21 protein-coding genes are annotated in these 24753 nt (G+C 55.8%); 2 read left to right on the top strand and 19 right to left on the bottom strand.

Translation table 11 applies throughout. From position 1 onward, the window contains the following. The first annotated feature begins 104 nt into the window (after nt 1-104). Both QP442_RS07110 and tgt read left to right on the top strand, forming a co-directional pair. Nucleotides 105-728 carry a queuosine precursor transporter gene (locus QP442_RS07110; RefSeq protein WP_103633762.1) on the top strand — a complete coding sequence of 208 codons (624 nt, stop codon included), beginning with the start codon at nt 105-107 and terminating at the stop codon, nt 726-728. Beyond that, nucleotides 725-2107: a tRNA guanosine(34) transglycosylase Tgt gene (gene tgt, locus QP442_RS07105; RefSeq protein ID WP_285069723.1), complete on the top strand. Its 1383-nt coding sequence runs from the start codon at nt 725-727 to the stop codon at nt 2105-2107. Before QP442_RS07110 ends, tgt begins: the two co-directional genes overlap by 4 nt. 145 nt (nt 2108-2252) lie before the next feature. On the opposite strand, the gene QP442_RS07100 is transcribed toward tgt, so the two are convergent. The 19 genes from QP442_RS07100 to QP442_RS07010 all read right to left on the bottom strand — a co-directional run bounded on the left by QP442_RS07100 (nt 2253) and on the right by QP442_RS07010 (nt 24497). Then, a complete protein-coding gene (locus QP442_RS07100; protein ID WP_006680954.1) occupies nt 2253-3971 on the bottom strand; it encodes an amino acid ABC transporter ATP-binding/permease protein in 1719 nt (572 codons plus the stop codon). After that, on the bottom strand, nt 3971-5638 hold the full coding sequence (locus QP442_RS07095; protein ID WP_103633715.1) for an ABC transporter ATP-binding protein/permease: 1668 nt from the start codon (nt 5636-5638) through the stop codon (nt 3971-3973). Before QP442_RS07095 ends, QP442_RS07100 begins: the two co-directional genes overlap by 1 nt. 46 nt (nt 5639-5684) lie before the next feature. Further along, a complete protein-coding gene (locus QP442_RS07090; protein WP_103633714.1) occupies nt 5685-6752 on the bottom strand; it encodes a hypothetical protein in 1068 nt (355 codons plus the stop codon). Between the two features lie 415 nt (nt 6753-7167). Further along, entirely contained in the window at nt 7168-7593 is a 426-nt protein-coding gene (locus QP442_RS07085; protein WP_103633713.1) for a metal-sulfur cluster assembly factor, read from the bottom strand. Beyond that, a complete protein-coding gene (gene sufU / locus QP442_RS07080) occupies nt 7590-8057 on the bottom strand; it encodes a Fe-S cluster assembly sulfur transfer protein SufU (RefSeq protein WP_006680949.1) in 468 nt (155 codons plus the stop codon). Before sufU ends, QP442_RS07085 begins: the two co-directional genes overlap by 4 nt. Continuing rightward, the gene (locus tag QP442_RS07075) at nt 8057-9349 is read right to left on the bottom strand and encodes a SufS family cysteine desulfurase (protein WP_006680948.1); all 1293 of its coding nucleotides are present in this window, start codon (nt 9347-9349) and stop codon (nt 8057-8059) included. The genes sufU and QP442_RS07075 overlap by 1 nt, the downstream gene beginning before the upstream one ends. A 5-nt stretch (nt 9350-9354) precedes the next feature. Continuing rightward, nucleotides 9355-10107, bottom strand: a complete 753-nt coding sequence (gene sufC, locus QP442_RS07070; protein ID WP_006680947.1) for a Fe-S cluster assembly ATPase SufC — start codon at nt 10105-10107, stop codon at nt 9355-9357. 57 nt (nt 10108-10164) lie between these two features. Beyond that, nucleotides 10165-11343: a Fe-S cluster assembly protein SufD gene (gene sufD / locus QP442_RS07065; RefSeq protein WP_006680946.1), complete on the bottom strand. Its 1179-nt coding sequence runs from the start codon at nt 11341-11343 to the stop codon at nt 10165-10167. A 1-nt stretch (nt 11344) separates the two neighbouring features. Further along, complete coding sequence (sufB, locus tag QP442_RS07060) at nt 11345-12793, bottom strand: Fe-S cluster assembly protein SufB (RefSeq protein ID WP_006680945.1); 1449 nt, start codon at nt 12791-12793, stop codon at nt 11345-11347. A 38-nt stretch (nt 12794-12831) separates the two neighbouring features. After that, nucleotides 12832-13527 (bottom strand): helix-turn-helix transcriptional regulator, encoded by a 696-nt coding sequence (locus QP442_RS07055; protein ID WP_006680944.1) that lies wholly within the window; start codon nt 13525-13527, stop codon nt 12832-12834. A gap of 108 nt (nt 13528-13635) precedes the next feature. Next, complete coding sequence (locus QP442_RS07050; RefSeq protein WP_006680943.1) at nt 13636-14286, bottom strand: NUDIX domain-containing protein; 651 nt, start codon at nt 14284-14286, stop codon at nt 13636-13638. Beyond that, the gene (locus tag QP442_RS07045) at nt 14283-16004 is read right to left on the bottom strand and encodes a CTP synthase (protein ID WP_006680942.1); all 1722 of its coding nucleotides are present in this window, start codon (nt 16002-16004) and stop codon (nt 14283-14285) included. Before QP442_RS07045 ends, QP442_RS07050 begins: the two co-directional genes overlap by 4 nt. Before the next feature lie 147 nt (nt 16005-16151). Further along, nucleotides 16152-17078, bottom strand: a complete 927-nt coding sequence (locus QP442_RS07040; protein WP_006680941.1) for a copper transporter — start codon at nt 17076-17078, stop codon at nt 16152-16154. Between the two features lie 11 nt (nt 17079-17089). Further along, nucleotides 17090-18268, bottom strand: a complete 1179-nt coding sequence (gene steA / locus QP442_RS07035) for a putative cytokinetic ring protein SteA (RefSeq protein ID WP_006680940.1) — start codon at nt 18266-18268, stop codon at nt 17090-17092. Then, nucleotides 18265-19935, bottom strand: a complete 1671-nt coding sequence (gene recN / locus QP442_RS07030) for a DNA repair protein RecN (RefSeq protein WP_006680939.1) — start codon at nt 19933-19935, stop codon at nt 18265-18267. Before recN ends, steA begins: the two co-directional genes overlap by 4 nt. After that, on the bottom strand, nt 19932-20780 hold the full coding sequence (locus tag QP442_RS07025) for an NAD kinase (protein WP_006680938.1): 849 nt from the start codon (nt 20778-20780) through the stop codon (nt 19932-19934). Before QP442_RS07025 ends, recN begins: the two co-directional genes overlap by 4 nt. After that, nucleotides 20777-21610 (bottom strand): TlyA family RNA methyltransferase, encoded by an 834-nt coding sequence (locus tag QP442_RS07020; RefSeq protein WP_103633712.1) that lies wholly within the window; start codon nt 21608-21610, stop codon nt 20777-20779. The genes QP442_RS07025 and QP442_RS07020 overlap by 4 nt, the downstream gene beginning before the upstream one ends. Beyond that, nucleotides 21607-21816, bottom strand: a complete 210-nt coding sequence (locus tag QP442_RS07015) for a hypothetical protein (protein WP_006680936.1) — start codon at nt 21814-21816, stop codon at nt 21607-21609. Before QP442_RS07015 ends, QP442_RS07020 begins: the two co-directional genes overlap by 4 nt. Continuing rightward, a complete protein-coding gene (locus QP442_RS07010; protein WP_219811076.1) occupies nt 21816-24497 on the bottom strand; it encodes an HAD-IIA family hydrolase in 2682 nt (893 codons plus the stop codon). The genes QP442_RS07015 and QP442_RS07010 overlap by 1 nt, the downstream gene beginning before the upstream one ends. Between the last annotated feature and the right edge of the window lie 256 nt (nt 24498-24753).

The following is a 24753-nucleotide window of genomic DNA, read 5'->3' as shown; positions in this document are numbered from 1 at the left end:
AGGCACAATTGAAGGCGTACATCTGAAACAGAGGTAGGGGTATTTCATTGACTTCGCCAGAAGAATCAGCACGCACACCAAAGATCTTCGACATTATTGCCGTGATGTTTGTGGCTTTCCTTCTCATTTCGAATATTGCGGGCACCAAGGTCACGGCGCTTGATGCGGGACCGATCCATCTTGTTTTCGACGGTGGAGCAATCCTTTTCCCGCTGACCTATGTTCTGGGCGATGTCTTGTCCGAGGTCTACGGTTTCCGTCGTGCTCGTCGCGTCATCGTCCTCGGATTCGTCGCATCAGTACTGGCCTCACTCACCTTCCTCCTTGTTCAGGTCGCACCGGTTGGCCCCGGCTACGATAATCAGGCTGCGTTCGAAGCGGTCCTTGGATTCGTGCCTCGTATCGTGGCCGCCTCGATCATCGGCTACCTAGCAGGCCAACTGATCAACGCGCTGGTCCTCGTGAAAATTCGCGAACGCTGGGGTGCGGATCACCTGTGGGCACGCCTCGTCGGTTCCACCGTCGTCGGCGAGCTTTTCGACACCGTCCTCTTCTGCACGATCGCCTTCATCGGTGTCATTCCAGGGGCCGAATTCGCAAATTACATCATCACCGGATACGTCTACAAGGTGGGCGTTGAAATCGTCCTCCTGCCCATTACTTACCGTGTCATTGCCTTCGTCCGTAATCGCGAAGGTCTAACGTCGAACGAGGTTCTTGCCGCATGAGTGAACAATGGCTTGCTGCTCCCCCATCCGATGAACGCCCTCTGGGGGCTAAACCCGGTTCACCGGACCGTGGCTTCGATGTGGGGTCGCGTCTGGAAAGTGGACGCGGTCTCGGGCGTACTGGAATCCTGCACACCGCCCACGGCGATATTCGCACCCCCGCGTTCATTCCCGTCGGAACGAAAGCGAATGTAAAAGCGCTCGTCCCCGAGATGGTCGCGGACTTGGGTGCCCAGGCGGTACTCGCGAACGCTTACCACCTGTATTTACAGCCCGGCTCTGACCTCGTTGACGAGGCCGGCGGACTCGGCGAATTCATGAACTGGCCAGGACCCACCTACACGGACTCCGGCGGCTTCCAGGTTCTTTCGCTGGGTGCTGGTTTCAAGAAGGTGCTCTCCCAAGAGTTTTCCGGTGCAGCCGACCCGAACGACCCGAAGCTCCACATGCAGGCCGTGAAAGCATCCACTGCAGTCGTGGACGATGACGGTGTCGTGTTCAGCTCGCACATCGACGGTACGAAGCACCGCTTCACCGCTGAAGTATCGATGAACATTCAGCATCAGTTGGGCTCAGACATCATGTTTGCTTTCGATGAGCTGACCAGCCTGCTCCACCCGCGTTCCTACCAGGAAACGTCGCTGGAGCGCACGCATCAGTGGGCGAGGCGCTGCCTGCGCGAACACGCACGCCTGACCAAAGTGCGTGCAAACAAGCCGTATCAGCAGCTCTGGGGCGTCATCCAGGGCGCTCAGTACGAGGATCTGCGTAGGCTCGCAGCCCGCACAATGAACGATATGGATGAAGACGGCACGCGTTTCGATGGTTTCGGAATCGGTGGTGCCCTAGAGAAGGAAAACCTCGGCACGATTGTGTCGTGGGTCAGCGAAGAACTCGACGAGGATCGTCCGCGTCACCTGCTGGGTATATCCGAACCTGACGATTTCTTCCGAGGTGTTGAGGCGGGCGCCGATACGTTTGACTGCGTGAATCCATCGCGCGTTGCCCGTAACGCTGCCATCTACTCCCCCAATGGGCGTTTCAACATTACGAATGCTCGATTCAAGAGGGATTTCAACCCGATGGTCGAAGGTTGTGGCTGCTACACGTGCACGCACTACAGTGCCGCCTACGTTCATCACCTGTTCAAGGCACACGAAATCCTTGCCTCTACCCTGGCTACGATCCACAACGAGTGGTTCACCGTCCGACTGGTTGATGCGATTCGTGATTCCATCGACAACGGTAACTTTGAAGTCTTCCGCGCAGATATGTTGGGTAAATACGCAGGGGGGGTCAACGAGGGTGGTGCACTCATGAGTTTCAACGAACAAGTACGGTCGGATTCTGGTCGTCTCAGGTCCCGTGGTGGGCGCTGAGTAGCCGATATCGGTGCGATCCATTGGTTTGGTGTTGGACGCAGTCTGAACCGAGCAACTGAGTGCCCGCCAGACCGTCTGATCCCCTTCCTCAGTGCACCAAAGCCGGTACTCATACGTGAGTGCCGGCTTCATGCTTCCTCAACTAGACGTTCCTCGTGAAGAACTCTTCAAGGGAGCTCCCTTCGGAGCGGATCGTTGATGGGCTTCCGACGCCGACAATCCGACCGCGGTCAAGAAGCACGATCTGATCTGCGCCATCGATCAGGTCAAGACGATGCGTTACTTCGATGATCGTCATATCCAAGGTGTCAAGGTTGTGACGAATCCGGGCTTCCAACTCAGAGTTCAGCTGTGCGGTTGCTTCATCGAGGATCAGAATCTTCGGGTTCATCACCAGTGCGCGTGCAAGACTAAGACGCTGGACTTGGCCACCGGACAGAGCGCTACCTCCCTGAGCGACGCGCGTATGAAGCCCCTGTGGCATCGCTCGTACTTCATCAGCAACGCATGCACATTCAAGAGCACGCCAAACCTGTTCATCACTGGCGTTCGGCGCACCCAGAGCGACATTGTCGCGAATAGTCGTGTTGAGCAATTGGTTCTTCTGCGAAACAGCGACCACGCTGTGTCTCAAACTATCCAAAGTGAACGTTGAAACATCGATGCCGTCGATCAGAACGCGCCCCGAATCGGGGTTGTCGTAGCGTAACACCATTGTCATTACCGTTGATTTTCCAGACCCTGATGGTCCAGCCAATACAACGTGTCCGCCACTTTTGACCGAAATAGTGACATCTTTCAGAGCAGGGGCGCTCACTGACGGGTATGTGTAAGTAACGTTCTCGAAAGTGAGCGTCGGAGCATGGTCAAGGGTGAGTTCCTCATCGCCGTCATCCACATTCGCGGGCGCATGGCATATTTCCCAGAGACGGCGCGCAGCAGAAAGTGAATGATCCAGATATCCGGTCGCATCTTCAACGCCACGAGGCCCTTCAAAAAGACGTAGCGTTCCAGCGGTCAGAATCGCGACGATGACGGGAGAATAGCCGGCATTCATTGCTGACCAGGCGATTGCGAGAGTACTGATAAGTGTGAGTGCAGCATTCAACGCGCGACGCAACGCATTAGCGCGTTTGGCAACACTCGCCGACGATGAGATACGAAAGCCGATAGCGTCCATCTCTTCAAGGCGTTCATTCACACGCCCATATCCCACTACCTCTTCAGCGCCAAAGACAGAATCCGTGACGTGCTGAGCCAGGTGCCGGCGAAGTTCAAGTGTGTGTTTGGTTGCCTCGAGTGAGCTCCTTGCCCCCAGGAACGGGACAACCGCAAGAGCAATCAGGAGGCACAGTGCCGGAACAGCGACGATCTGCCATCCCCAAACAATGCCAGCACCGATAAGAAATACGGGCGGAACGATAATGGCTGAAACGACCGGCGCGAACGTGTGAGCATACACGACTTCAATCCGGTCAACGTCGCGCGTCAGTGACGCTAGGACATCGCCACTCTTCGAACGCAACACAATCCCGGGGGCCTTTGGCCACAGTCGCGAAAACACCATCGTGCGCAGTAGTTCCAGCGCCTTGAAAGCGACGTAATGACCGGTGAATTGCTCGCAGTAGTAGGCGCTAGCTTTGATCAGGGCAACAACGACTAGCCAGAACAGGATCGTGGCACATTTTCCATTTCCCGCCACCACTGCGACGAGTCCCCCTGCCCCCAGGGCAAAGAGCACAATATCCATTGACAGATTGACGAGGCGGAAAAGGGTGCTGACATAGAGGGGCTTGTGGACGTCTCGCGTATGCGAAGTCAGCCATTTCACCAGCTGAAGAACGCTCGGCTGTGATTCCATCAGAGAACCTCCTGGCCAATTGTGTGTTCGTTTGCATTCACGCGGTGCAGTTCCCCTTGGCGCATCTCATACACTAAGTCAGCAAGTGCAAGCAGAGCCTTACGGTGTGTCACCACCACAATCGTCCACTCTCGTCCAAGTTCAGAAATCGCTCGAATAATCTTCTTCTCGGATTCAATATCAACCTGAGACGTGGGCTCATCGAGAAGCAGAATTGTGCGTCCGGATAAAAGAGCCCGAGCAATCGAGATTCGTTGCGCTTGCCCACCAGAGATCAGCCCACCCTGCTCTCCAATCTGGGTATGAAGGCCTTCGGGCATCCGCTCAATCTCATCAGCTACCTGCGCTTGTTTCAAGGCCTGCCACATCTCTTCTTCGCTGGCATGGGGGCGTGCAAGACGTAAGTTGTCAGCGATCGAACCGGTGAAAAGCCAGGTTGATTGCGCAACCGAGGCGCTTAAAGCGTGCGCCTGATCGATCGACAGAGATGCCAAAGAGTTGCCCGAAACAGCAACGGAGCCGGACTGGGGTCTCAAGTCACCGCGTAGCAGGCGAAGAAGAGTAGTCTTGCCCCCGCCCGAACGACCGATGATTGCCACGCGATGACCAGCTGGGACCTTCAAAGAGACCTCGTGCAACACTTCACCGCGACCATAGTCGTAGGAAACAGCATCAACACTGATCGATCCGTCGTTCGCGATCGAATCGTGGCTGACGACATGGGAGGCGCGGTCATGGGTCGCTTTGTAACGCCCGATTGCTTTCTGCGATGCAATACCGCCCATTCCGATGTAGAAGAAGCCGGCGACCTGCACCAAGGGTTCGACGAGCAGTACGGTCAGAAGCATCGTTGCGATCGCTTGTCCGAGGTCGACAGCACCCGCATTAAATCGTGCGATTGTCAGTGCAGTCGTGGCACAGATCAGGATCAGCGAGAACAACCCGTCTAGAACAATGATGACGATCTGGTTTCCTGCCAGCAATTTCATGATTGCGCTTCGGTTTTTCTCGCCCTGAACGCGCAGATCCTCTTCAATTCGTGGGCCAGCCCCGAACAGACGAATAGTGATGAGATTTCGGATCGCATCAAGATAACGGCCAGCCAGTTGGCCTCGTTGCTTTCGCGAATCCGATGAACGCTGACGGAAAAGCTTCTGGAAGCCACCAAGCAGCAAAGGAATCAGCGGGCAAAGCATCATGATTCCCAGCCCCAGAACCCAGTCAAAAGCAACGGCGACAAATCCGAGAGTGAGGAACGGCGCCACAATCGTCGCGATCGTCGGGCCCAAGTAGACCTGGCGAAATTCAGTGACACGTTCCGTATTGTCGGTTGCCAGCTGAACAACATGCGCTTGATCAGATGCTTCTTCACTGGTTGAGCTGAACACACGCATCAGAAGATCGCGACGAATACGTTTTTCTTCCGCACGGGCGACCTTGCCACCATATACGATTTCAACGCCGGCGAAGGTCGCAACGAAAAGACAGGCGATGATCGGAATAAGAAGCGAAATAGTACGACCGCCAGTCGCATAGTTCCCAATTTGGATTCCAAGCCACACAAGGACGACTCCGAACGCAATCAGATATCCCAATCGCAAGGCGGCGACAATAATCGAATCACGGCGTCCACGGTCGGTGATGACCGAGTTTTTTATCTGTTTCATTTCATCAATCCGATATGAGGCTCAGGAAATAACGACTGAACGGCTGTTATTCTCCGACGACGACCATGACCGAGTGCGGGGCAAGAGCAACGTGCCCCGTGCACGTATTACCACTGATGACATCTAATCCATGAACGTTGGAGAGTTCTGCCATCGTGCTACCGTGATTCACAATAAACGTCATGTGAGCGCGTTGGACGACTTCGATACCGCGCGGGAATTGTAGGTTCATTGGCCGGATACGCGCATGAACGCTGATGAGTCTGAGCAGTGTTGCTCGGGTGAATGCATCAAGATCAGCGCCGACAAGCCACACGTTTCCGCCCGCTTCCCCGTGCGCGTTTGCGACGGCACGTTTGGTGATGATCGGGTGACCATCAAGCTCACTGAGTGGATCATCAACGCTCGCTAACGTGGTGGTCGAGTCACCCGGGGTGAAGACACGTGCCCAGTTTGCTGCGCGCAATGCTGGCCGAGGCTCATTCATCAGTTGACGTGTTCGTTCAAGGCTCGGATCAGTCGCGGTAAGTTTCAGGGGAGCAGTCGAAGTCTTCAGATGCGTTCCGGCATGCTTGAGTGATGGTTCTGTGAGGCGACCGGTGAGGTGCCACGTTGCATCATTGGCTTCGTCGAGCCTCTGAAGGTGAGACTCCCCCTCGAACTGAACTCCGGCGGTCTTCGCGAAAGCGGAATCTGAAGGTTGCGTGGTTGAAGGAGCAATAAGGAGAACCTGGTTGCCGCTTTCTGCTAGGTGCTCGATTGCGCTGTGAGGCAAGGTGTTCGTCTGATTCGCGTCGATGATGATAAGAGATTCGAAGATCGCCTGGTCGATATCGGTGAGCATGCGAACGCCGTACCCTTGCTCCCATGCGGTTCTCTGCCACGTAGAAAAATTCGTGAAGGCTGGGCGTCTGTCGTATGAGTCAGAGTCAACCAGAATCGCGATTTGAGTTGTGGGCGGGACATCATCGACAGCGGACAGGTAGTCAACCAGATGTGACAGGGGTTCTTCCTCAATGTCGATGCTGGAACGAACAGCTGAAGAAGTCGCTCCCGATGCAAACATCCGAACAATGTCAAAAGTGCGGGCGACTAATGTGGTATTGGCTCCCATTCGTCGCCTCCCCTGTTGATTCATACAGTCACGCTTTAATCGACTTAACTATATTGACCGATCGCGATATTTCCTTAGGTCATCCTACGTGGTTGTGAATAACGAGGTTGCCTTGAACCACTCCATGACCGTCGTATCCAACTGCGTGTTCGGCCCCGGTGTACACACGAGTGTGCCCCTCGTGCGCGAATAATTATCGCACGAGGGGCACACCCAGCCTCATCTGACCTGTGGGATGACCAGACATACTAGACGGTCGCTGAATGATGCTCTGCTTTCGTAGCCTGAGCGCCACGCCTCCGGAAAGAGGCAGAAGCGAACCTGCCATGATCCCCGCCATCCCTTAATCGGCGTGTCCTCAACCGTGCCGGCGTCGAGAGTCCACCACTGATCACGCTCAGACGTTGAAACCAGCTCAGATGTTGAAACCAATTGCGCGGAGTTGCTCACGACCATCCGGAGTAATACGATCCGGCCCCCACGGTGGCATCCACACCCAAGAAATAGTCACTTCAGGTGTCAATGCGGAAAGAACGGACTGTGCCTGACGCTCGATGACATCCGTCAGCGGGCAGGCAGCAGAGGTCAGTGTCATATCGAGAACAACTGTGTCGTTCTCAGCAATATTCACGCCGTAGACCAGTCCAAGGTCAACGATGTTAATGCCAAGTTCAGGATCGATGACGTCTTTGAGTGCTTCGAGGATATCTTCACCCTTCAAAGAACCGTTTTCAACGATGTCTGTGCCGTCAATCTGGCGAACATTCTCAGACTGTTCGTGTGCCGGTGGTGCGCCGAAACGCTGCTCCACAGGCTCCGGAGCTGCCATGGGGTTATTCATTTATTACCTCCTGCGATGTCGGTTCCGAGCTGTGCAAGCGCGTCACGCAAGGCATACCAGCCGAGCAGTGCACACTTCACGCGATTGGCAAACTGAGAAGTGGATTCAAGAGCCGCTGCATCCCCCAAAGCATCAAGGACTTCGTCGGGCACTCCCCTGTTCCTCGAATGCATCATCGATTCCATGGACGCATATGCTATGCGTGCTTCCTCAATCGAGTGGTTCGCGACCAGGTCGTTCAGCATGGACAGAGATGCTTGAGAAATCGAGCAACCATCGCCATCCCACACAAGCTTTTCAATCGAGCCGTCGTTAGCGAGAGTAACGCCAAGGGTTACTTCGTCGCCGCACGTGGGGTTGACTTGGTGCGACGAGGCCGCAACCTCTTCCACATCGCCTCGGCCGTGTTTGGCGCGGGCATGATCCAAGATGACCTGCTGATAGAGCTGATCCAAGCTTGACATCAGAATCCTCCGAAAAACTCTCTCACGCGTCCAAGGGATGCGACCAGACGATCGATTTCTTCTTCAGTCGTCGACACTGCAACGGATGCTCGTGCGGACGATCGAACAGAGAAGAACGTATGAAGTGGGATCGCGCAATGATGACCGACACGAATCGCGATATCATCAGCATCCAAAATCTGACCGACATCGTGCGGATGGACACCATCGACTGCGAATGCCACGACGCCCACACGATCCACATCGGTTGTTGGGCCAAGGACTTTCACACCGTCGAGTGAGGCAACCCCATCAAGCAGACGCTGCGTTAGGGCTTTCTCATGGGCGTGTACGCGATCCATACCAATAGCGCTCAGGTATTCAAGCGCAGCCGTCCAACCTGCGATTTGAGCTACGGGCTGAGATCCCGCTTCAAACCGTTCGGGAGCGGGCATGTACGTCGATTCCTCCATCGTCACGTATTCGATCATTGATCCGCCGGTCAAAACCGGAGGCATCATGTCGAGGAGTTCCCGCCTGCCCCACAACGCACCGACGCCGGTAGGACCAAGCATCTTGTGCGATGACATGACAGCAAAATCCACGTCCATGGCACGAACATCAATCGCCATATGCGCGCTCGACTGACAGGTATCAGCCAAAACAAGAGCTCCGACACTGCGTGCCTTTGCGACAATCGCATCGACGGGAGAGATCGCGCCCGTCACGTTCGACACGTGAGTGAAAGCAACCAGCTTAGTGTTGGGCGTAATGACGTCGAGTGTCTCAAGGTCAATGCGACCGTCAGGAGTCAGATCCAGCCATTTGAGTTCAGCGCCGGTTCGTGCGCACAATTCCTGCCACGGAACGAGGTTCGCATGGTGTTCTGAGCGAGTGGTGACGATCGTGTCTCCTGGCCCAATTCTCAGTGGAGTCGAAGCCGTGCCTCCACGGCCAACAGACGCATGACCGATAGACAGAGCAACAAGGTTGATGGCTTCGGTCGCGTTCTTGGTCCACACGATCTCATCGCTGCGCCCACCGATAAACGAGGCGAGCGCACTACGTCCGTCTTCGAACGCGCTGGTCGCTTCGTCCCCCAAAATATGGGTTCCGCGGTGAACAGCAGCATTCGAACGACGGTAGAAATTCGCTTCCGCATCAATGACGCTGGCAGGCTTTTGAGACGTTGCAGAGGCATCAAGGTACGCGATCGGCTTCCCTCCGCGCCCCAGTCGAGCGAGAATCGGGAAATCCGAACGGATAGCTTCGAGCTCTACAGCGCTAAAGTCTGCTCCGAGAAGCGAATTCATGTTGATCAGAGACCCAGGTACTTGTCGTAGCCTTCTTCTTCAAGCTGGTCAGCAAGCTCGGGGCCTCCTTCGGCGGCAACATGGCCGTTCACGAAGACGTGAACGTGGCTCGGCTTGATGTAGCGAAGAATGCGCGTGTAGTGAGTGATCAGCATGACGCCACAGCCGGTGGTGTCATGGACACGGTTCACACCCTCAGACACGATGCGCAGAGCATCGACGTCCAGACCGGAGTCAGTTTCATCCAGGACTGCGAAGGTCGGCTGCAGGAGTTCCATCTGGAGGATCTCAAGACGCTTCTTCTCACCACCGGAGAAACCGACGTTGACGTCACGCTCAGCGAAGTCTTCGTCCATACGCAGGTGCTCCATAGAGGACTTCACGTCCTTGACCCACTGGCGGATCTGCGGTGCTTCACCGTTGATAGCGGTCTTAGCGGTACGCAGGAAGTTGGAAACGGAAACGCCCGCAACCTCAACCGGGTACTGCATGGCCAGGAACAGACCGGCCTTGGCGCGCTCGTCAACGCTCATCTCAGTAATGAGCTTGTCGTCGAGCCATGCTTCGCCCTGGGTGATGGTGTATTCGGGATGGCCGGCGAGTGCATAGGCAAGCGTGGACTTGCCCGAACCGTTCGGCCCCATAATGGCGTGGATTTCACCGGACTTGATGGTCAGATTCACGCCCTTCAAGATCTCCTTGGGGCCGTCAGCGGTTTCAACCGTGACATGCAGATCTTTGATCGTCAAAGTCGACATTGTTTCTCCTTGTCGGCGCGAGGCCGCAATAGTTGGTGCGCCACATGGCGCGCAGGGTCAGTTCGTTCGGGACTTGGCGAGTTCGGCCTCGACGGCCTCCATGAGGTGGTCAACCACCTCGGGCACACCAATCTGATTAATGAGCTCGGCGAAGAAACCACGGACAACAAGACGACGTGCCTCGTGTTCGCTGATTCCTCGGCTCATCAGGTAGAAGAGCTGTTCGTCATCGAAACGGCCGGTTGCGGATGCGTGTCCAGCTCCGCGGATTTCACCGTTTTCAATTTCGAGGTTCGGAACAGAGTCGGCCTTGGCGCCCTCGGTGAGGACCAGGTTGCGGTTCAGTTCGTAGGTGTCGGTGTCGTCGGCTGCTTCCCGGATCAGGCAGTCGCCAATCCACACCGAGTGTGCGCCGTTGCCCTGCAGAGCACCCTTGTAGGTGACTCGCGAGTAGCAGTTCGGCTGGGAGTGGTCAACGAACACGCGGTGCTCGAGGTGCTGACCGCCGTCAACGAAGTACAGGCCCAGCATGTTGAGTTCGCCACCGGGGCCTCGGAAATCAGTATCGGAAGAGATACGGACCAGGTCGCCACCGAAAGTAACAACGATGTGCGTCAGGGAAGCATCCTTGCCCAGTGCCAGTCGGTGGTTTGAGGCGTGCAGTGTGGTGTCATCCCATTCTTGGATTGAAACGAAGGTGACCTTCGAGCCGTCCCCTGCGTTCACTTCGATGGTCTGATTGACAGCTGCTTCTTCAGAGCCACGGTGGTTCAGGATGATCGTCGCTTCGGCAAGTTCGCCGACCTCAACGAAGATGTGCTGGGCGCGAGTTCCTTCAACAGCGTCAACGTTCAGACGGATCGGTTCGCTGACCTGCATCTGGGCAGGAACAGAAACAATTGTCGACTCACCATACTGATTCCATGCGACAACCGCTGTGCGATCACCGGGAGCAAGAACAGTACCCAAGCGAGAATCGGAGCGATCAGCCTGTTCAACTGTCACGCATTCAGGAGCCTCAACGGTGACCGGGGCATCACCCTGGTCATAGTTTTCAACCTCAAAAAGACGTTCGATGCGACGCATCGGGGTGAAACGCCAGTCTTCTTCGCGACCGTGCGGGGTCGGGATTGCATCGAGATCGAAGGAAACCGGGCGGTCTGCGCGGCTGGCGTGGCCGCCCTTTTCGACGCCGCCGTGAGAGTGCGCTTTATTCATCACTTCTTGTGTCGTCATATCAGCCGACGGATCCTTCCATCTGCAGTTCGATCAGGCGGTTGAGTTCGAGCGCGTACTCCATCGGGAGTTCCTTCGCGATCGGCTCAACGAAGCCACGAACGATCATTGCCATTGCTTCGTTCTCATCAAGGCCACGGCTCATCAGGTAGAAGAGCTGGTCTGCCGACACCTTCGAAACGGTTGCTTCGTGACCCATTTCGACGTCATCGGTTCGGACGTCAACATAGGGGTAGGTATCGGTACGTGAAACCTTGTCGACAAGAAGCGCGTCGCACAGGACGTTGGACTTCGAGTGCCGTGCGCGGGCGTTGATCTGAACCAGACCGCGGTACGAGGTACGGCCACCGCCACGAGACACGGACTTCGACACGATCGAAGAAGAGGTGTGCGGTGCCATGTGGACCATCTTGGCGCCAGTGTCCTGGTGCTGACCGGGGCCTGCAAAACCGATGGACAATGTCTCTCCACGGGCATGCTCGCCCATGAGGAAGCAGGCGGGGTACTTCATGGTAATCGCGGCACCCATGTTGCCATCGACCCACTCCATAGTTCCGCCTTCTTCGACGATGGCGCGCTGGGTCACGAGGTTCAGAACGTTGGTCGACCAGTTCTGGATCGTCGTGTAGCGAACGCGTGCACCCTTCTTGACGAAGATTTCGATAACACCTGAGTGCAGTGAGTTCTCGTCATAAATCGGCGCGGTGCACCCTTCGACGTAGTGAACGTAGGAGCCCTCATCAGCGATGATCAGCGTACGTTCGAACTGGCCAAGAGCCTCAGTGTTAATGCGGAAGTAGGCCTGAAGCGGGATGTCGACGTGAACGCCTGGTGGCACGTAGACGAAGGAACCACCCGACCAAGCGGCGGTGTTCAGTGCGGAGAACTTATTGTCACCGGAGGGAACAGCTTTGCCGAAGTACTCCTGGAAGATTTCTGGATACTCACGGAGACCCGTGTCGGTATCGAGGAAGATGACACCCTGGCGTTCAAGATCTTCCTGAATCTGCTGGTAGACAACCTCAGACTCGTACTGGGCAGCGACGCCGGAGACCAGGCGATTCTTTTCAGCGTCCGGAATACCCAGACGATCGTAGGTATTGCGAATTTCCTCGGGAAGGTCTTCCCACGCATTCACCTGACGGTCGGTGGGGCTGACGTAGTACTTGAACGTATCGAAGTCGATATCCGAAAGATCCGGGCCCCATGTGGGCATCGGCTTGCGATCGAAGATTTCAAGTGCCTTCAGACGACGTTCACGCATCCACTCCGGCTCATTCTTATGATCCGAGATCGAACGAACAACGTCCGCATTAATGCCGTATTCAGCATTCTTTGAGTACTCGTCGCTATCGCGCCATCCATACTCATACGCGCCAATTGAGTCGATGATTTCATCATCACTCATGTGACGGTCATCGAGGTCAGTGACCTGCGGTGACTGGGTCATAGTGGTGTCAACCTTCCATTCTTAATTTCAAGCACGCTCTACTTACGCCGAGTGGCTCGTGAAGCCGAACGAAGCACGGGTGCGCCCACGGGAATGTGAGTCGTACAGACGTGACCACCGCCGGCAAGAGTTGCAAGCCTCTGAATGTGAACATCAAGAAGTCGACTAAACGCTTGGGTTTCTGCCTCGCAGAGCTGCGGGTAGTCACCGGCAACTTCCTGAATAGGACAGTGCCCTTGGCATAGCTGAATAGCAAAATTGCCATTACCGATGTCTCGAACCGTCGCAGCATAACCGTCTTGAGTCAGTGCATCGGCAAGAGCCTGAGCACGGACCTTCGGGTCTGAGCCAGCTTCGCGCACGATAGGCGCATAGCGACGCTCAATTTCACGCGAACGAGAGGCCGCGAAAGAATCAATCGCTTCCCCACCGCCAACCTGTCCAAGGTAACCGAGGGCTTTGACAGCTAGCTCGGAATATCCGTCAGGCAACTTCGTGTGCGCGTTCGGTGTTGCGACATAGTGACGAGCCGGGCGTCCACGACCGCGCTTTTGCAACTGCGCCGGTTCCATCTCCATGATTTCTTTCGAATCCAACAAGATGGTGATGTGCCTGCGCACGGCTGCGGTAGTCAGCTTAAGAATTCGAGCGATGACGGTTGCAGTCACGGGTCCTTTTTCGACGATCAAATCGAGGACTTGCTCGCGAGTTCGCGCATCGAGCTGTTCGCCCACAAGGCCTCCGATCATCTGTTCACATGGGAATCTATGTCAGAGTCTACGTCCTTTTACGCACAATATGCTTATCGAAATTCAGACGTGTCAAAAACGCCACACGTTTCCTTAGCGCATCCAGGGTGAATCCGCAGGTCGGAGGTTCTTCCAACCACGTGCTCGCGCATTCCAGGTTGCAAGAATTCCAGTTACCGCAGATGGGTTGTGCAACTTGCCAGCAAAGATCATGTCCACAGCGTCATCAAGCTTCACCCAGGAACTCACCATGAGTGCCTCTTCGTCCAGACGTTCGAACTCCTGATCAAGCTCGACCAGATCACGCGCGAGGAAGATACGAAGCGATTCAACAGATCCTCCCGGCGATGTGAAGTAGTCGACCAGAACATCCCATTGATTGGCTTGAAGATCAACTTCTTCAGCCAGTTCTCGCTGGGCGGCACAGACATAGTCTTCCCCTTCGATATCGAGCAATCCCGCGGGAATTTCCCATAGGTTTGCTCGCACCGGATGACGATACTGACGTTCAAGAAGTACCTCTTCGTTGCCAGCTTCGCCCCGCAACGCCACGACAGCGACCGCACCTGGGTGCGTGGTGTACTGGCGAAGGACAGGTTCAGCGTCTTCAATCAGACGAACTTCATCCTCTTCAAGCCCGATGACCCGACCATCCCACAGATGACGGTGTTCAATGACCTCGAATTGAGCTGGAGTGTCGCCTTCGGCCTTCGCCTGAGAGGCCGCAACTTCACGCAAGGTCATTTCGCCGATTCCTCAACGACATGAGTGTCTTGGTTCGACGAGTAGCGTCCCTTGTGGCGTTCCAGGGCAGCGTGGACGAGGCTCGCGAACAGTGGATGCGGGTTCGTCGGACGCGACTTGAACTCCGGGTGAGCCTGGGTCGCCACGTAGTACGGGTGCACGGAACGATCAAGCTCAACGAACTCAACCAGATCACCCGAGGGCGAAGTACCGGAAATATGCAGGCCCGCCGCTTCAAGGCGATCGCGATAGGCGTTGTTGACCTCGTAGCGGTGACGGTGACGTTCGGTCACCTCGGTCGTTCCATACGCCTGAGCAACAATGGAACCTTCGGTGAGTTTTGCAGGGTAAGAGCCAAGGCGCATCGTGCCGCCAAGATCACCTTCGCCGGAAACGATGTCCATCTGGTCGGCCATCGTGGCAACAACCGGATCGGAAGTCTCGGGATCCATCTCCGTCGAAGAAGCGCCAGCCAGACCCAGCATGTTACGCGATGCTTCAATCACCATGCACTGCAAGCCAAGGCAGAGGCCCAGAGTAGGAACGCCGTGTTCACGTGCCCAGCGCAGGGCACCAAGCTTGCCTTCGATGCCTCGTACACCGAAACCGCCGGGGACACAGATCGCATCTACACCGGCAAGTTCACGACTGGCACCTTCGGGCGTCTCGCAACCATCGGACGCGACCCAGCGGATGTCAACGCGAGCATTGTTTGCAAAGCCACCGTGCTTGATGGCTTCCTGAACCGACAGATACGCATCGTGCAGATCAATGTACTTGCCAACCAGGGCAACCTCAACGCGGTACTTCGGGGAATGAACCCGCTCGAGCAAGCCATTCCACTCCGTCCAATCAACATCGCGGAACTGCAATCCAAGACGTTGAACCAAGTAGGCATCAAGTCCCTCACGGTGAAGCGTCGGCGGAACCTCGTAAATCGACGACACATCCTTGCACTCGATGACGGCATCGCGGTCAACGTCGCACATCAGCGCGACCTTGCCCTTAATCCCCTCAGGAAGCGGACGATCCGTGCGCAACACAAGAGCATCGGGAGCAATACCGATCGAACGAAGAGCAGCAACAGAGTGCTGCGTCGGCTTCGTCTTCAGTTCGCCGGCAGCCGGCAGGAACGGAATCAGCGAAACGTGAACAAAGGCAACGTTCTCGCGACCAAGATCGGCGCGCACTTGACGTGCAGCTTCGAGGAACGGCTGAGATTCAATATCACCGACGGTGCCACCAATTTCCGTGATGATCACGTCAGGAGTGTTGCCTTCGGCATCAGGACGAGCCTGGGAACGCATCACGCGTTTAATTTCATCAGTAATATGCGGGATAACCTGGACGGTATCACCAAGGTATTCACCACGACGCTCCTTCGCGATCACCGTCGAGTAGACCTGACCGGTTGTCGCGTTTGCGTCACCCGAAAGAGCAACATCAAGGAAACGCTCGTAGTGACCAATATCGAGGTCGGTCTCAGCACCATCTTCCGTCACGAAAACTTCACCGTGCTGGAAGGGGTTCATTGTGCCCGGATCGACGTTAATGTACGGATCAAGCTTCTGCATCACAACAGAAAGACCACGAGAACGAAGAAGACGACCAAGACTTGAAGCGGTCAACCCTTTACCCAGTGAACTGACGACACCGCCAGTAACAAAAATCTGCTTGGTTACCATTTGATCTGCGCCCATAGCGCGCGTTGAAGACATCACCATGGGACTCCAGCATAACAAAACGGTGCGTATCACCTCGACTCAGAAGGCCAAGATGATACGCACCGCACAGTTGGAAACGCCACGTGGTGGAAGCGCTAGTGGCTCGCTGTCACGAACGTTGAGGCGAAACGATAGCTCCTATCACGGAAGCTCAGGTATAACCGCAGTGGCGCCATTTTGAACGCCGTATGCGCGAGCAGTTGCGGACGCATCCTTCAGGGAGATGACGGCTGAGATTGCCGACAGCGTCGTGCCAGGCGAATCGATTGACGTGACCTGGGCACCCTGAGTGCGCAGAACCTGTCCCATGGACGAATCCGTCGAAGCATCGGCGACGATAACCGCAGACTTCGGAACAGAAGTAACCGCCTGAGCAAGACCCAACCACGCCTGAGGAGCACGTTCCACAACGCCAGACTGGGAAGAATCTGCAGAGTTCTGAGCTAAAACAGTTGCCGAAGCACGCGGGCCGACGACAACGATGGCTTCTGTTGCTCCGGCCGGATCCGTGGCGATCGACATAATCGGAGTGGAATCGTCAGTCAAAATCTCCTTCACGAGGTCCGTTTCAGAACCCGTAGTCGTCAAGACTGCAACGATGCCGAAGCTGATGATTGCTTCGCCCGATGCAGATGAGGGCAGATTAGACATATGGCTCGAAAGGGGGCTTGAAAGGGTCTCACGGTACTGAGACATTCCAGCGTTATCAAAGTTGTCCGTCAGCGAGACATGGCCGATTACCTCGGCGCCAGCGGCGGACAGGCGATCGCTGACCGTAGTAATGTCTTCAGCCGTAGCTCCGGGCAGACCAATTGTTGTTACCTTCATGCCGGACAGAGTGCCATCAAGCTTGTTCGATGCAATCGCATCAAGACCTGCTGCTTCAGCGCTTGCCAAAGCTTGAGCCTGAGCAAGAGCCTGGGCATCGGCAACGGAAGATGCTGCATTCTTATCTGCAAGAGCCCCAGAGATTCGGGACTGCAACGGACCAGAACCGAGGATGACACCGATCGAAAGCGCCACGAACACTGCGATCAGCGATACCAGGTGGTAACGGAAATTCATCATTTTGTATCTCCTCAGTTGAGGTTCGTCAAAGAGTCAGGGGACAATGGGGTGGACGGGCTCGCAAGCGAAATAATCGATGAGAACAAATCATTGCCCCACGGCGTCGCCCAGAGAGCAACACCGATTCCACCAATCATCACCAACGCCAGTAGCACGATCCAGAAACCTGAGAGTCGTGGGCGGTGGCTGGCGGCAACTGCTCGAGCCTGAACGAGTTCATCCCCGGCAACGAGTCGAGTAAAGAATGAGGGCGACATCGCGGAGCGACCACGGTCAACGAAATCGTCAAGATCGTGGTGACCACCGACGAGAACGATCGACGAGGCGCCCGAATGCTTAGCTACCAGCAGGGCAACGTCTTCGGACGAACCCGACATTTCGACAACGTCGGCGTGCAGACCCATGCGGTTGAGTCGTTCGCTTCCTTGAGCGATACCGTCGTGACCGCGTCGAAGAATCCTACGGCCTGCTCCACGAAGAACCTTATCGCTGATCTGATCCATGTCACCGACAACGATCTGAGGTTTAAACCCGGCAGAACGCGCCAGATCACTACCTCCGTCAACACCGATGATGATCGGAGACGCATCGCCGATCCAACGCTTCAGGTTCTTCAGCTGTTGTTTGGTCTGGGAATCGTCAAGGACGACAACAACGGGCTTTCCTTCGAGGTCTTTCTTAAAGGTCGGAACGCCAACACCTCGTAGGACGCCTCCATCACGATCAAGGAATTCTTCGATCGAGGCTGCGAATGAACCGATCTGCGTTGAAATGAGCTGTCGGCTTTCGACTTCGTCGTTTTCCAAATCGCGCAGGGAAAGCAGACGACCTGTCGATACGACTTCATCGTCGCGAAGAACACGACCATCTTCGATTGTGATGGTGTCACCTTCACGCAGGGACATCACGTCGGGGCCAAGATCATCGATGACGATGATTCCTGCTTCGAGAAGTACACGAGGTCCGCGCACCTGTTGGCGACCTGACGACGAAGGCGCGGCATTAAGGACGGCCTTCGGTTCACGCGACACGAGAGCGTGCGCGCTTTGACGATCAAGGTCAACCTGATCGATTACTGCAATGTCACCGGGTTCCATGCGAGCAGTAATGTTTCGAACACGACTGTCAACGCGTACGATACCCGTGATTTGTGTCGCGCCTGAAGCGGACTGGATTTTTTCGCTACTCATCCCTGTGATTGTGGCACGGCTGAAGTCAGGACTTCGATAGCGTGTCGGCGCGCCGCCGGAGAGTGAGCATCTCCACCCATCATCCGCGTTAATTCAGCCTCTCTGGCTTCACCTTCCACCACGTGCACGTCGGTGAGACCGTCATTCTTCGTCACCACTAGGTGGTGCGAGGCGAAGACAGCGACCTGCGGGAGGTGAGTGACGACAATAACCTGCCGGTTTTGCGCCAGGCGTTTCAAACGGGCACCCACTTCAGTCGCCGTTTGCCCGCCAATTCCCGCATCAACTTCGTCGAAAATGAAGGTCTTCGTGGTGCTCTTTTCACCCAAGACGACTTCGAGTCCCAGCATGATGCGGGACAGCTCGCCACCGGAGGCTCCTTGCCCAAGTGGGCGTGGTGTGGCCGACGAGTGCGGTTGAAGCAGGATAGTGACGTCGTCGAGGCCATGCGACGTAGGTTTTGTCTTTTCAACGATACAAATAAGCTTCGCGTCTGCCATGGCAAGCGCGTGCAGCTCCCCCGTTACTTTTTCCGCCAGCTCACAACCGCATCGGACGCGGGAATCGTGAAGCCGTGAACCGACTTCGAGGACACGCGCTTGAGCTTCCTTCAGTTTCTTTTCGGCGACCTCAGGATTATTTCCACTGGTCACAAGCTCTTCAAGACGCCTACGTGCGCGTTGCGCCCATTCAATGAGGCCAGTCGCATCATCGGCCCGGCCTTCAAGAAGTTTCTTCAGATCAGCGCGTCGCGAATGAACCCATGCAAGACGACTGGGGTCAGCGTCGAGGCTACGAGCGTAGGCTCCCAGGTCATCCCCCAGAGTCTCAACATCGATTGCGATCGATTCTGCCTGTCGTTCAAGAGACGCGAGCGACTCGTCGAGACTGCGCGCGCAAGAAATCTGGTCGCGACTGTGTCGAAGAAGGCTCGAGGCTCCATCTGTATCGTCAGTTCCTCGGATGAAAGCCGTTGCAGTATCAATAAACCGACGGAGGTCTTCCACGCTCATCAGGCGACGCGCTTCAAGTCGTAGCTCTTCGTCCTCACCTTCATGAGGGTCGAAAGCATCAATCGCTTCAAGAGCTGCGCTTAGCGATTCTGTTTCTCGGATACGCTCATCTGCGTTCTTCGTAATGTCGTCGAAAGAACGCTTGGCGTTCACCGCTTCTTTCCAAGCTTTCTCGTATTCGGCCAGCAGATCCTGGTGCGCTTGGTCGCCGTAGGAATCTACGAGGTCACGTTGCGCGTTCGGGTTTTTTAAACGCATTTGTTCGGCCTGCCCGTGCACTGTGATCAGAGGGGCAACCGTCTGGGCAAGCCCCGATGCTGGAACCATTCGCCCACCGACGTGTGCGCGCGAGCGCCCCTGGGCTAGAACGGTACGCGAAACAATCAGCTCCGAATCTTCAACGTCAATTCCCTCTTCGACCAGAGGAGCTATGTGTTGCTCATCCAGAATGAAGACACCATCGACTTGCGCGCGAGATCGTCCTTCGCGCACTAAGGCTGGCTCTGCCCGCGAGCCCAATAGAAGATTGACCGATGTGAGCACCATCGTTTTACCGGCACCCGTCTCGCCGGTAAGGACCGTGAGCCCCTCACCGAAGTCAAGAGTGGCGCGGTCAATCACACCGATCCCGGAGATTTCAATCGTTGAAATCATTTCCCGACCGACCTGTTACGTCCGTTCCTCCAACCGCGGGTCGGAAGATTAAATTTCTGAACCAGACGAGTCGAGAATGGAGTGTCATCAAGACGGACAAGTCTCACCGGCCACTGACCAACCGTTGTGGTCACGCTCGAGCCCGGAGGCAAACTGTTCCGTCGTTTGCCATCGCACCATAGTTCTGGCGAGGTCCAGTTTTCACTGAGCACGCCCACTTCAAGCTTGGAAGATGGACCCACGACAAGCGGCCTCGTAAACAATCCATGAGCCGCCAACGGCGCCATCACGATCGCCTCCATATCGGGCCATACAACTGGTCCACCGGCAGAGAAACTATATGCGGTTGAGCCTGTTGGCGTCGCCAAAACAATGCCATCAGCGCCATACGTTGAAACGTCCTGTCCGTCGACTGCCAGCGCAAGATGCACCGGATGGGCAACATCCGTGTGGATAACGACCGCTTCGTTCAACGCCCAGTCAGTAATGACTGTCCCATCGGGTTGGCGAACAACAACGTCCAACGTCATGCGGGTTTCCAGATGGAAATCTTCGTTCGCGATGCGTTGTGCCAGTTCGTCGAAGCCCTGATCGGTTGCCTCAGCGAGAAAGCCCATGTGGCCGAGGTTCACTCCGAGAAGGGGGACATCGCAACGGCGAGCATATTCAGCTGCCGCAAGGATCGTTCCATCGCCACCGAGGGCAAGAAGAAGATCGGCAGAATTTGGGCGTGCTTCTTCGACGACCTCTACGCCAAGAGAGTCGAGCTCGCTCATCATGACCGATGCTGCTGTCTGCGCGTCAGGACGATGCTTATGCCAGACAAGCATGACGCGACGAATCATTGAAGTCCCTTCGAATCTGCGGGGCCAGCGATCACTGCCTCTTTGATACGTGAGCGTAACTCATCAGCATCAATTCCGCCTGAGCCAGATGCGGACATATGGATAAAGTACTCAACGTTCCCAGAAGGCCCCGGAAGAGGCGAAGCTGCGACTGCGCGGACTGTCAGACCGTTGTCGATGGCGCAGAGCGCAACATTTTCGACGGTTTCCACGTGATGGTTCGGGTTGCGAACAACGCCACCGTGGCCGAGACGTTCTTTGCCGATCTCAAACTGCGGCTTCACCATCAGCAGGAAATCAGCGTCATCGGTTGCAACTGCAACGAGAGCCGGGATAACAAGCGTCAGTGAAATAAAGGACATATCGCCAACAACGATCTGTGGCTTCGGATCCAGATCGCCGTCTTTCATCGTGCGTACGTTGGTACGATCCGTCACGACAACACGAGGATCTGACTGGAGCTTCCAAGCAAGCTGACCGTAACCAACGTCAACGGCAAACACCTGGCGGGCTCCCCTGCGTAACAACACGTCAGTGAATCCACCGGTTGAAGCGCCGGCGTCCATACACACTGTGTCCGCAATCGTGGGAGCAGTATCGCCCAGAATATCTAGGGCACCGGCCAGTTTATGCGCACCACGAGAGACGTATTCAATCTCTAGTGCCTCGCTGATCACGATCGCCTGTGCAGGATCCATTTGACGTGCGGGCTTCAGAACAATTTCTCCGTCGAGCTTCACACGCTGGTCAGCGATCATTTCTTGGGCGTGGGTACGAGATCGAGCCAATCCCCTGCGCACAAGCTCCGAATCAATTCGACGCAGTTTCACAAGAACTCCGGACCGGATAGACGCGTGCGTAGAACAACGTCGCGTTCTTTCAAACGAACGATCTCGCGTTCAAGTTCTTCGATGCTCACCGTTTCAGACTGGGCATTCTGTCCTGAATTCGTAGCCTGGTGAGCATCATCATTGCGAAGGCTCCGGTTCTGGGGCGGCATCACGCCCGCCCCAGAACCGTCACTGAGATTAGTCATCACTCGCCTTGAGTTTCGCCCGCTTCGTCATCGTCTTCAGTTTCGGCAAGAAGACGTTCGAGTTCTTCTTCGCCGGGAAGGAACGCAGGAGTTTCCAATGCTTCATCGAGTTCATCTGCTTGAACTGCAAGCAGTTCGTCAGAGGAGGTGAAGCCCTCGTCGCTTTCTGCGTCTTCTAAGATTTCAATCGGCGCAACAACGATTCCGGACTCATCGTCGTTCGGAACGACTGTGAGCTTGGGGCAACGCGGGGTCTCTCCGGCGTTTTCGTCAGAGTAATCCCAGCCTGCTGCCGCCATTGCACGGTAGGTGTCGAGCGTAATCGTGTAGATCTCATCCGCGGCCAGTTCAACATCGTCGACGAAAATTCCACCGTGACGTGCTATGCGGACAACCTGAGAGACGCCACAGGTCCAGGAGTTATCCAGGTGGTGCTTAGCGCGCGGATGAGTTTCCTGAAGGCCTCGGATATCGAGGGCAAGGAAGCTGGGGCGCTGGCCGCGAGGAGCCGTCACAATGGCTTGTGCGTCATGAATACCGGTAAGAACATGCATTGCCGGCATGCCTGCGCGAATAGCACCCAGGATGTCGGTTTCAAGGCGGTCGCCAACAGCGATCGGCTTCTCTCCGCCAACCAGCGCAGCAGCACGCTGGTAAATACCCGGTTCCGGCTTGCCCGCTGCAAACGCACGCTTGCCCGTTGCATGTTCAATGGCGGCGACAAGAGAGCCGTTGCCAAGAGCAAAGCCACGTTCCTGTGGAAGAGTTGTGTCAAGGTTCGTTGCGAAGAAGCGCGCACCGCGTTGAATGGCAAATGCGCCTTCCGACATGAGCACCCAGTTCACGTCCTTGTCGAGGCCCTGAACAACGGCAACCGGCTCATCATCAGCGGAATCAACAAGCTCATATCCCGCTTCGGTCAGTGCAACGCGAAGACCGTCGCCACCGATAGCAAAGACCTTCGAACCGTCTTCGATACGTTCCTTCATCAAAGCAATAACATCCATGGCGGAGGTCATCACCATCGACGGATCTGCTTCAAAGTCCATCGTGTTCAGCTTGTCGGCAACCTGGCGAGGGCTACGCATCGCGTTATTCGTAACGAACACGGTCTTCATGCCGGCTTCGCGTGCTTCTTTCACTGCGTCAGCTGCATGTTCGATCGGCTCATCACCATTCCATGCGGTGCCATCGAGATCAAAGAGGGCAACATCGAATTCTTCAACCAGCGGTCTTGACATTGCACGAAGCTGAGTGCGCTTATTGTCAACGTCAGCATCCGCATAGAGCGAAATATCAACGATATCGGGGTCTTCAATTTCTTCAGGAAGTTGGGATTCGAGTTCGTCGGCTTCATCATCGCGTCCAAGTTCACGCAGACGATCAATCTTGACCTCGTTCAAGCGACGCAGGAGGAAGGGATCCGTGTCTGCGGGCAGTACAGCCAACGCATCATCGACGATGAGCAGACCAACTTCGCTCTGGCCAAGATCGGCGCGAGCGCCGGAAGAAACCAGAATCAGTTCGACTTGCTCAGACAGTTCCATGCCTTTGGTTTCAGTCTGGTCGATGATTTCGACAGCCTTTTCAGGGCGTCCCAGGCCACGTTCACAATCGGCTTCGACTGCACGAAGCGAGTTGTCACCGCGCATACGACGGACGGCGCGGACCTCACGGAGCGCCTCGTCATAGCGACCGGATGCGTATGCGGTCAAGGCACTTGCTTCGCGGACAACGTCGACGCGACCGGCACGCGCAGATGCTGCTGAAGCATGCTTGTAGGCAAGTTCCGGATCAAGGTCAATCAGTTGTCCGGCCATCACGAGGTGGCGGGCAACGATGTCCTTATTCGGGCCGGAAAGTGTAGTAAGTGCGCGCAGTGCTGCGGCATCAAGTTCCTGGGCGGACACACCTGCGGGAATCGTGGGCTCATTCGGATTGGGCGAGACGTACTCGTCAGTGGAAGCGTAGTTTTGGTACTGCTCTTGGTTATGGCTGGGAGGCATGCGATCACCGCGCTGGCGATCGCCACCGCGACGCTCATTGTTACGGTCAAAACCACCGGAACGGCGATCGTTGTTACGGTCGAAACCACGACCACGATTATCATCGCGACGACCATAACCGCCCTGACGACGATCATCACCACGACGCCCATATCCGCCTTCACGGCGGTCATTGTTACGATCAAAGCTACGACCACGATTGTCATCACGACGTCCATAACCACCGTCACGCCGATCATTGTTACGGTCGAAACCACGACCACGATTATCATCACGACGACCATAACCACCGTCACGCCGATCGTTATCGCGTCGCGCGTATCCGCCGTCACGCCGATCATTGTTACGGTCGAAACCACGACCACGATTATCATCACGACGTCCATAACCACCGTCACGCCGATCGTTATCGCGTCGCGCGTATCCGCCGTCACGGCGATCGTTGTTACGGTCGAAACCACGACCACGATTGTCATCACGACGACCATAGCCGCCGTCACGCCGATCGTTATCGCGTCGCGCGTATCCGTCTTCACGGCGGTCATCGTCGCGACGGCCGTATCCACCTTCGCGACGGTTGTTGTTTGCGCGGGATTGATTGTGGTCGCTCCACCGTGAGCGACGTTGGAATCCACCACGACCCTTATCAAAACGTGATCCTTGTTCTTCTGCCATGGCTTCTTCCTCTATTCCTGCGCGGTTGCGCTTTTCAAACGTGGGCGTTCTAGCCCTGATAGCTACATTTCTACTTTAAAAAGCATAGCCGGTTCACGGCGATAATCCGCCAGATAACTGCCACATTGTGCGTGAGTCCACTCGCCTACCGCTGTTCGTTGCCGAGCTTTGACTGAAGGGCACTTTGTGCACAGTAGTAAACCCCTTGGAGGGGTGCTCCAAGGGGTTTACGTGAGTTAAAATTGCGGCGGTGTCC

It is taken from the genome of Pauljensenia sp. UMB1177 (assembly GCF_030217965.1).
In the GTDB taxonomy this organism is placed as follows: Bacteria; Actinomycetota; Actinomycetes; order Actinomycetales; family Actinomycetaceae; genus Pauljensenia; species Pauljensenia turicensis_A.
Note: the sequence above shows the minus strand (reverse complement) of the source record. Positions and strands in the feature narration are given on the sequence as shown.

Coding starts and splice junctions, on each gene's coding strand:
- QP442_RS07110 (WP_103633762.1), top strand. CDS start 105: ATGTTTGTGGCTTTCCTTCTCATTTCGAATATTGCGGGCACCAAGGTC.
- tgt (WP_285069723.1), top strand. CDS start 725: ATGAGTGAACAATGGCTTGCTGCTCCCCCATCCGATGAACGCCCTCTG.
- QP442_RS07100 (WP_006680954.1), bottom strand. CDS start 3,971: ATGGAATCACAGCCGAGCGTTCTTCAGCTGGTGAAATGGCTGACTTCG.
- QP442_RS07095 (WP_103633715.1), bottom strand. CDS start 5,638: ATGAAACAGATAAAAAACTCGGTCATCACCGACCGTGGACGCCGTGAT.
- QP442_RS07090 (WP_103633714.1), bottom strand. CDS start 6,752: ATGGGAGCCAATACCACATTAGTCGCCCGCACTTTTGACATTGTTCGG.
- QP442_RS07085 (WP_103633713.1), bottom strand. CDS start 7,593: ATGAATAACCCCATGGCAGCTCCGGAGCCTGTGGAGCAGCGTTTCGGC.
- sufU (WP_006680949.1), bottom strand. CDS start 8,057: ATGTCAAGCTTGGATCAGCTCTATCAGCAGGTCATCTTGGATCATGCC.
- QP442_RS07075 (WP_006680948.1), bottom strand. CDS start 9,349: ATGAATTCGCTTCTCGGAGCAGACTTTAGCGCTGTAGAGCTCGAAGCT.
- sufC (WP_006680947.1), bottom strand. CDS start 10,107: ATGTCGACTTTGACGATCAAAGATCTGCATGTCACGGTTGAAACCGCT.
- sufD (WP_006680946.1), bottom strand. CDS start 11,343: ATGACGACACAAGAAGTGATGAATAAAGCGCACTCTCACGGCGGCGTC.
- sufB (WP_006680945.1), bottom strand. CDS start 12,793: ATGACCCAGTCACCGCAGGTCACTGACCTCGATGACCGTCACATGAGT.
- QP442_RS07050 (WP_006680943.1), bottom strand. CDS start 14,286: ATGACCTTGCGTGAAGTTGCGGCCTCTCAGGCGAAGGCCGAAGGCGAC.
- QP442_RS07045 (WP_006680942.1), bottom strand. CDS start 16,004: ATGTCTTCAACGCGCGCTATGGGCGCAGATCAAATGGTAACCAAGCAG.
- QP442_RS07040 (WP_006680941.1), bottom strand. CDS start 17,078: ATGATGAATTTCCGTTACCACCTGGTATCGCTGATCGCAGTGTTCGTG.
- steA (WP_006680940.1), bottom strand. CDS start 18,268: ATGAGTAGCGAAAAAATCCAGTCCGCTTCAGGCGCGACACAAATCACG.
- recN (WP_006680939.1), bottom strand. CDS start 19,935: ATGATTTCAACGATTGAAATCTCCGGGATCGGTGTGATTGACCGCGCC.
- QP442_RS07025 (WP_006680938.1), bottom strand. CDS start 20,780: ATGATTCGTCGCGTCATGCTTGTCTGGCATAAGCATCGTCCTGACGCG.
- QP442_RS07015 (WP_006680936.1), bottom strand. CDS start 21,816: ATGACTAATCTCAGTGACGGTTCTGGGGCGGGCGTGATGCCGCCCCAG.
- QP442_RS07010 (WP_219811076.1), bottom strand. CDS start 24,497: ATGGCAGAAGAACAAGGATCACGTTTTGATAAGGGTCGTGGTGGATTC.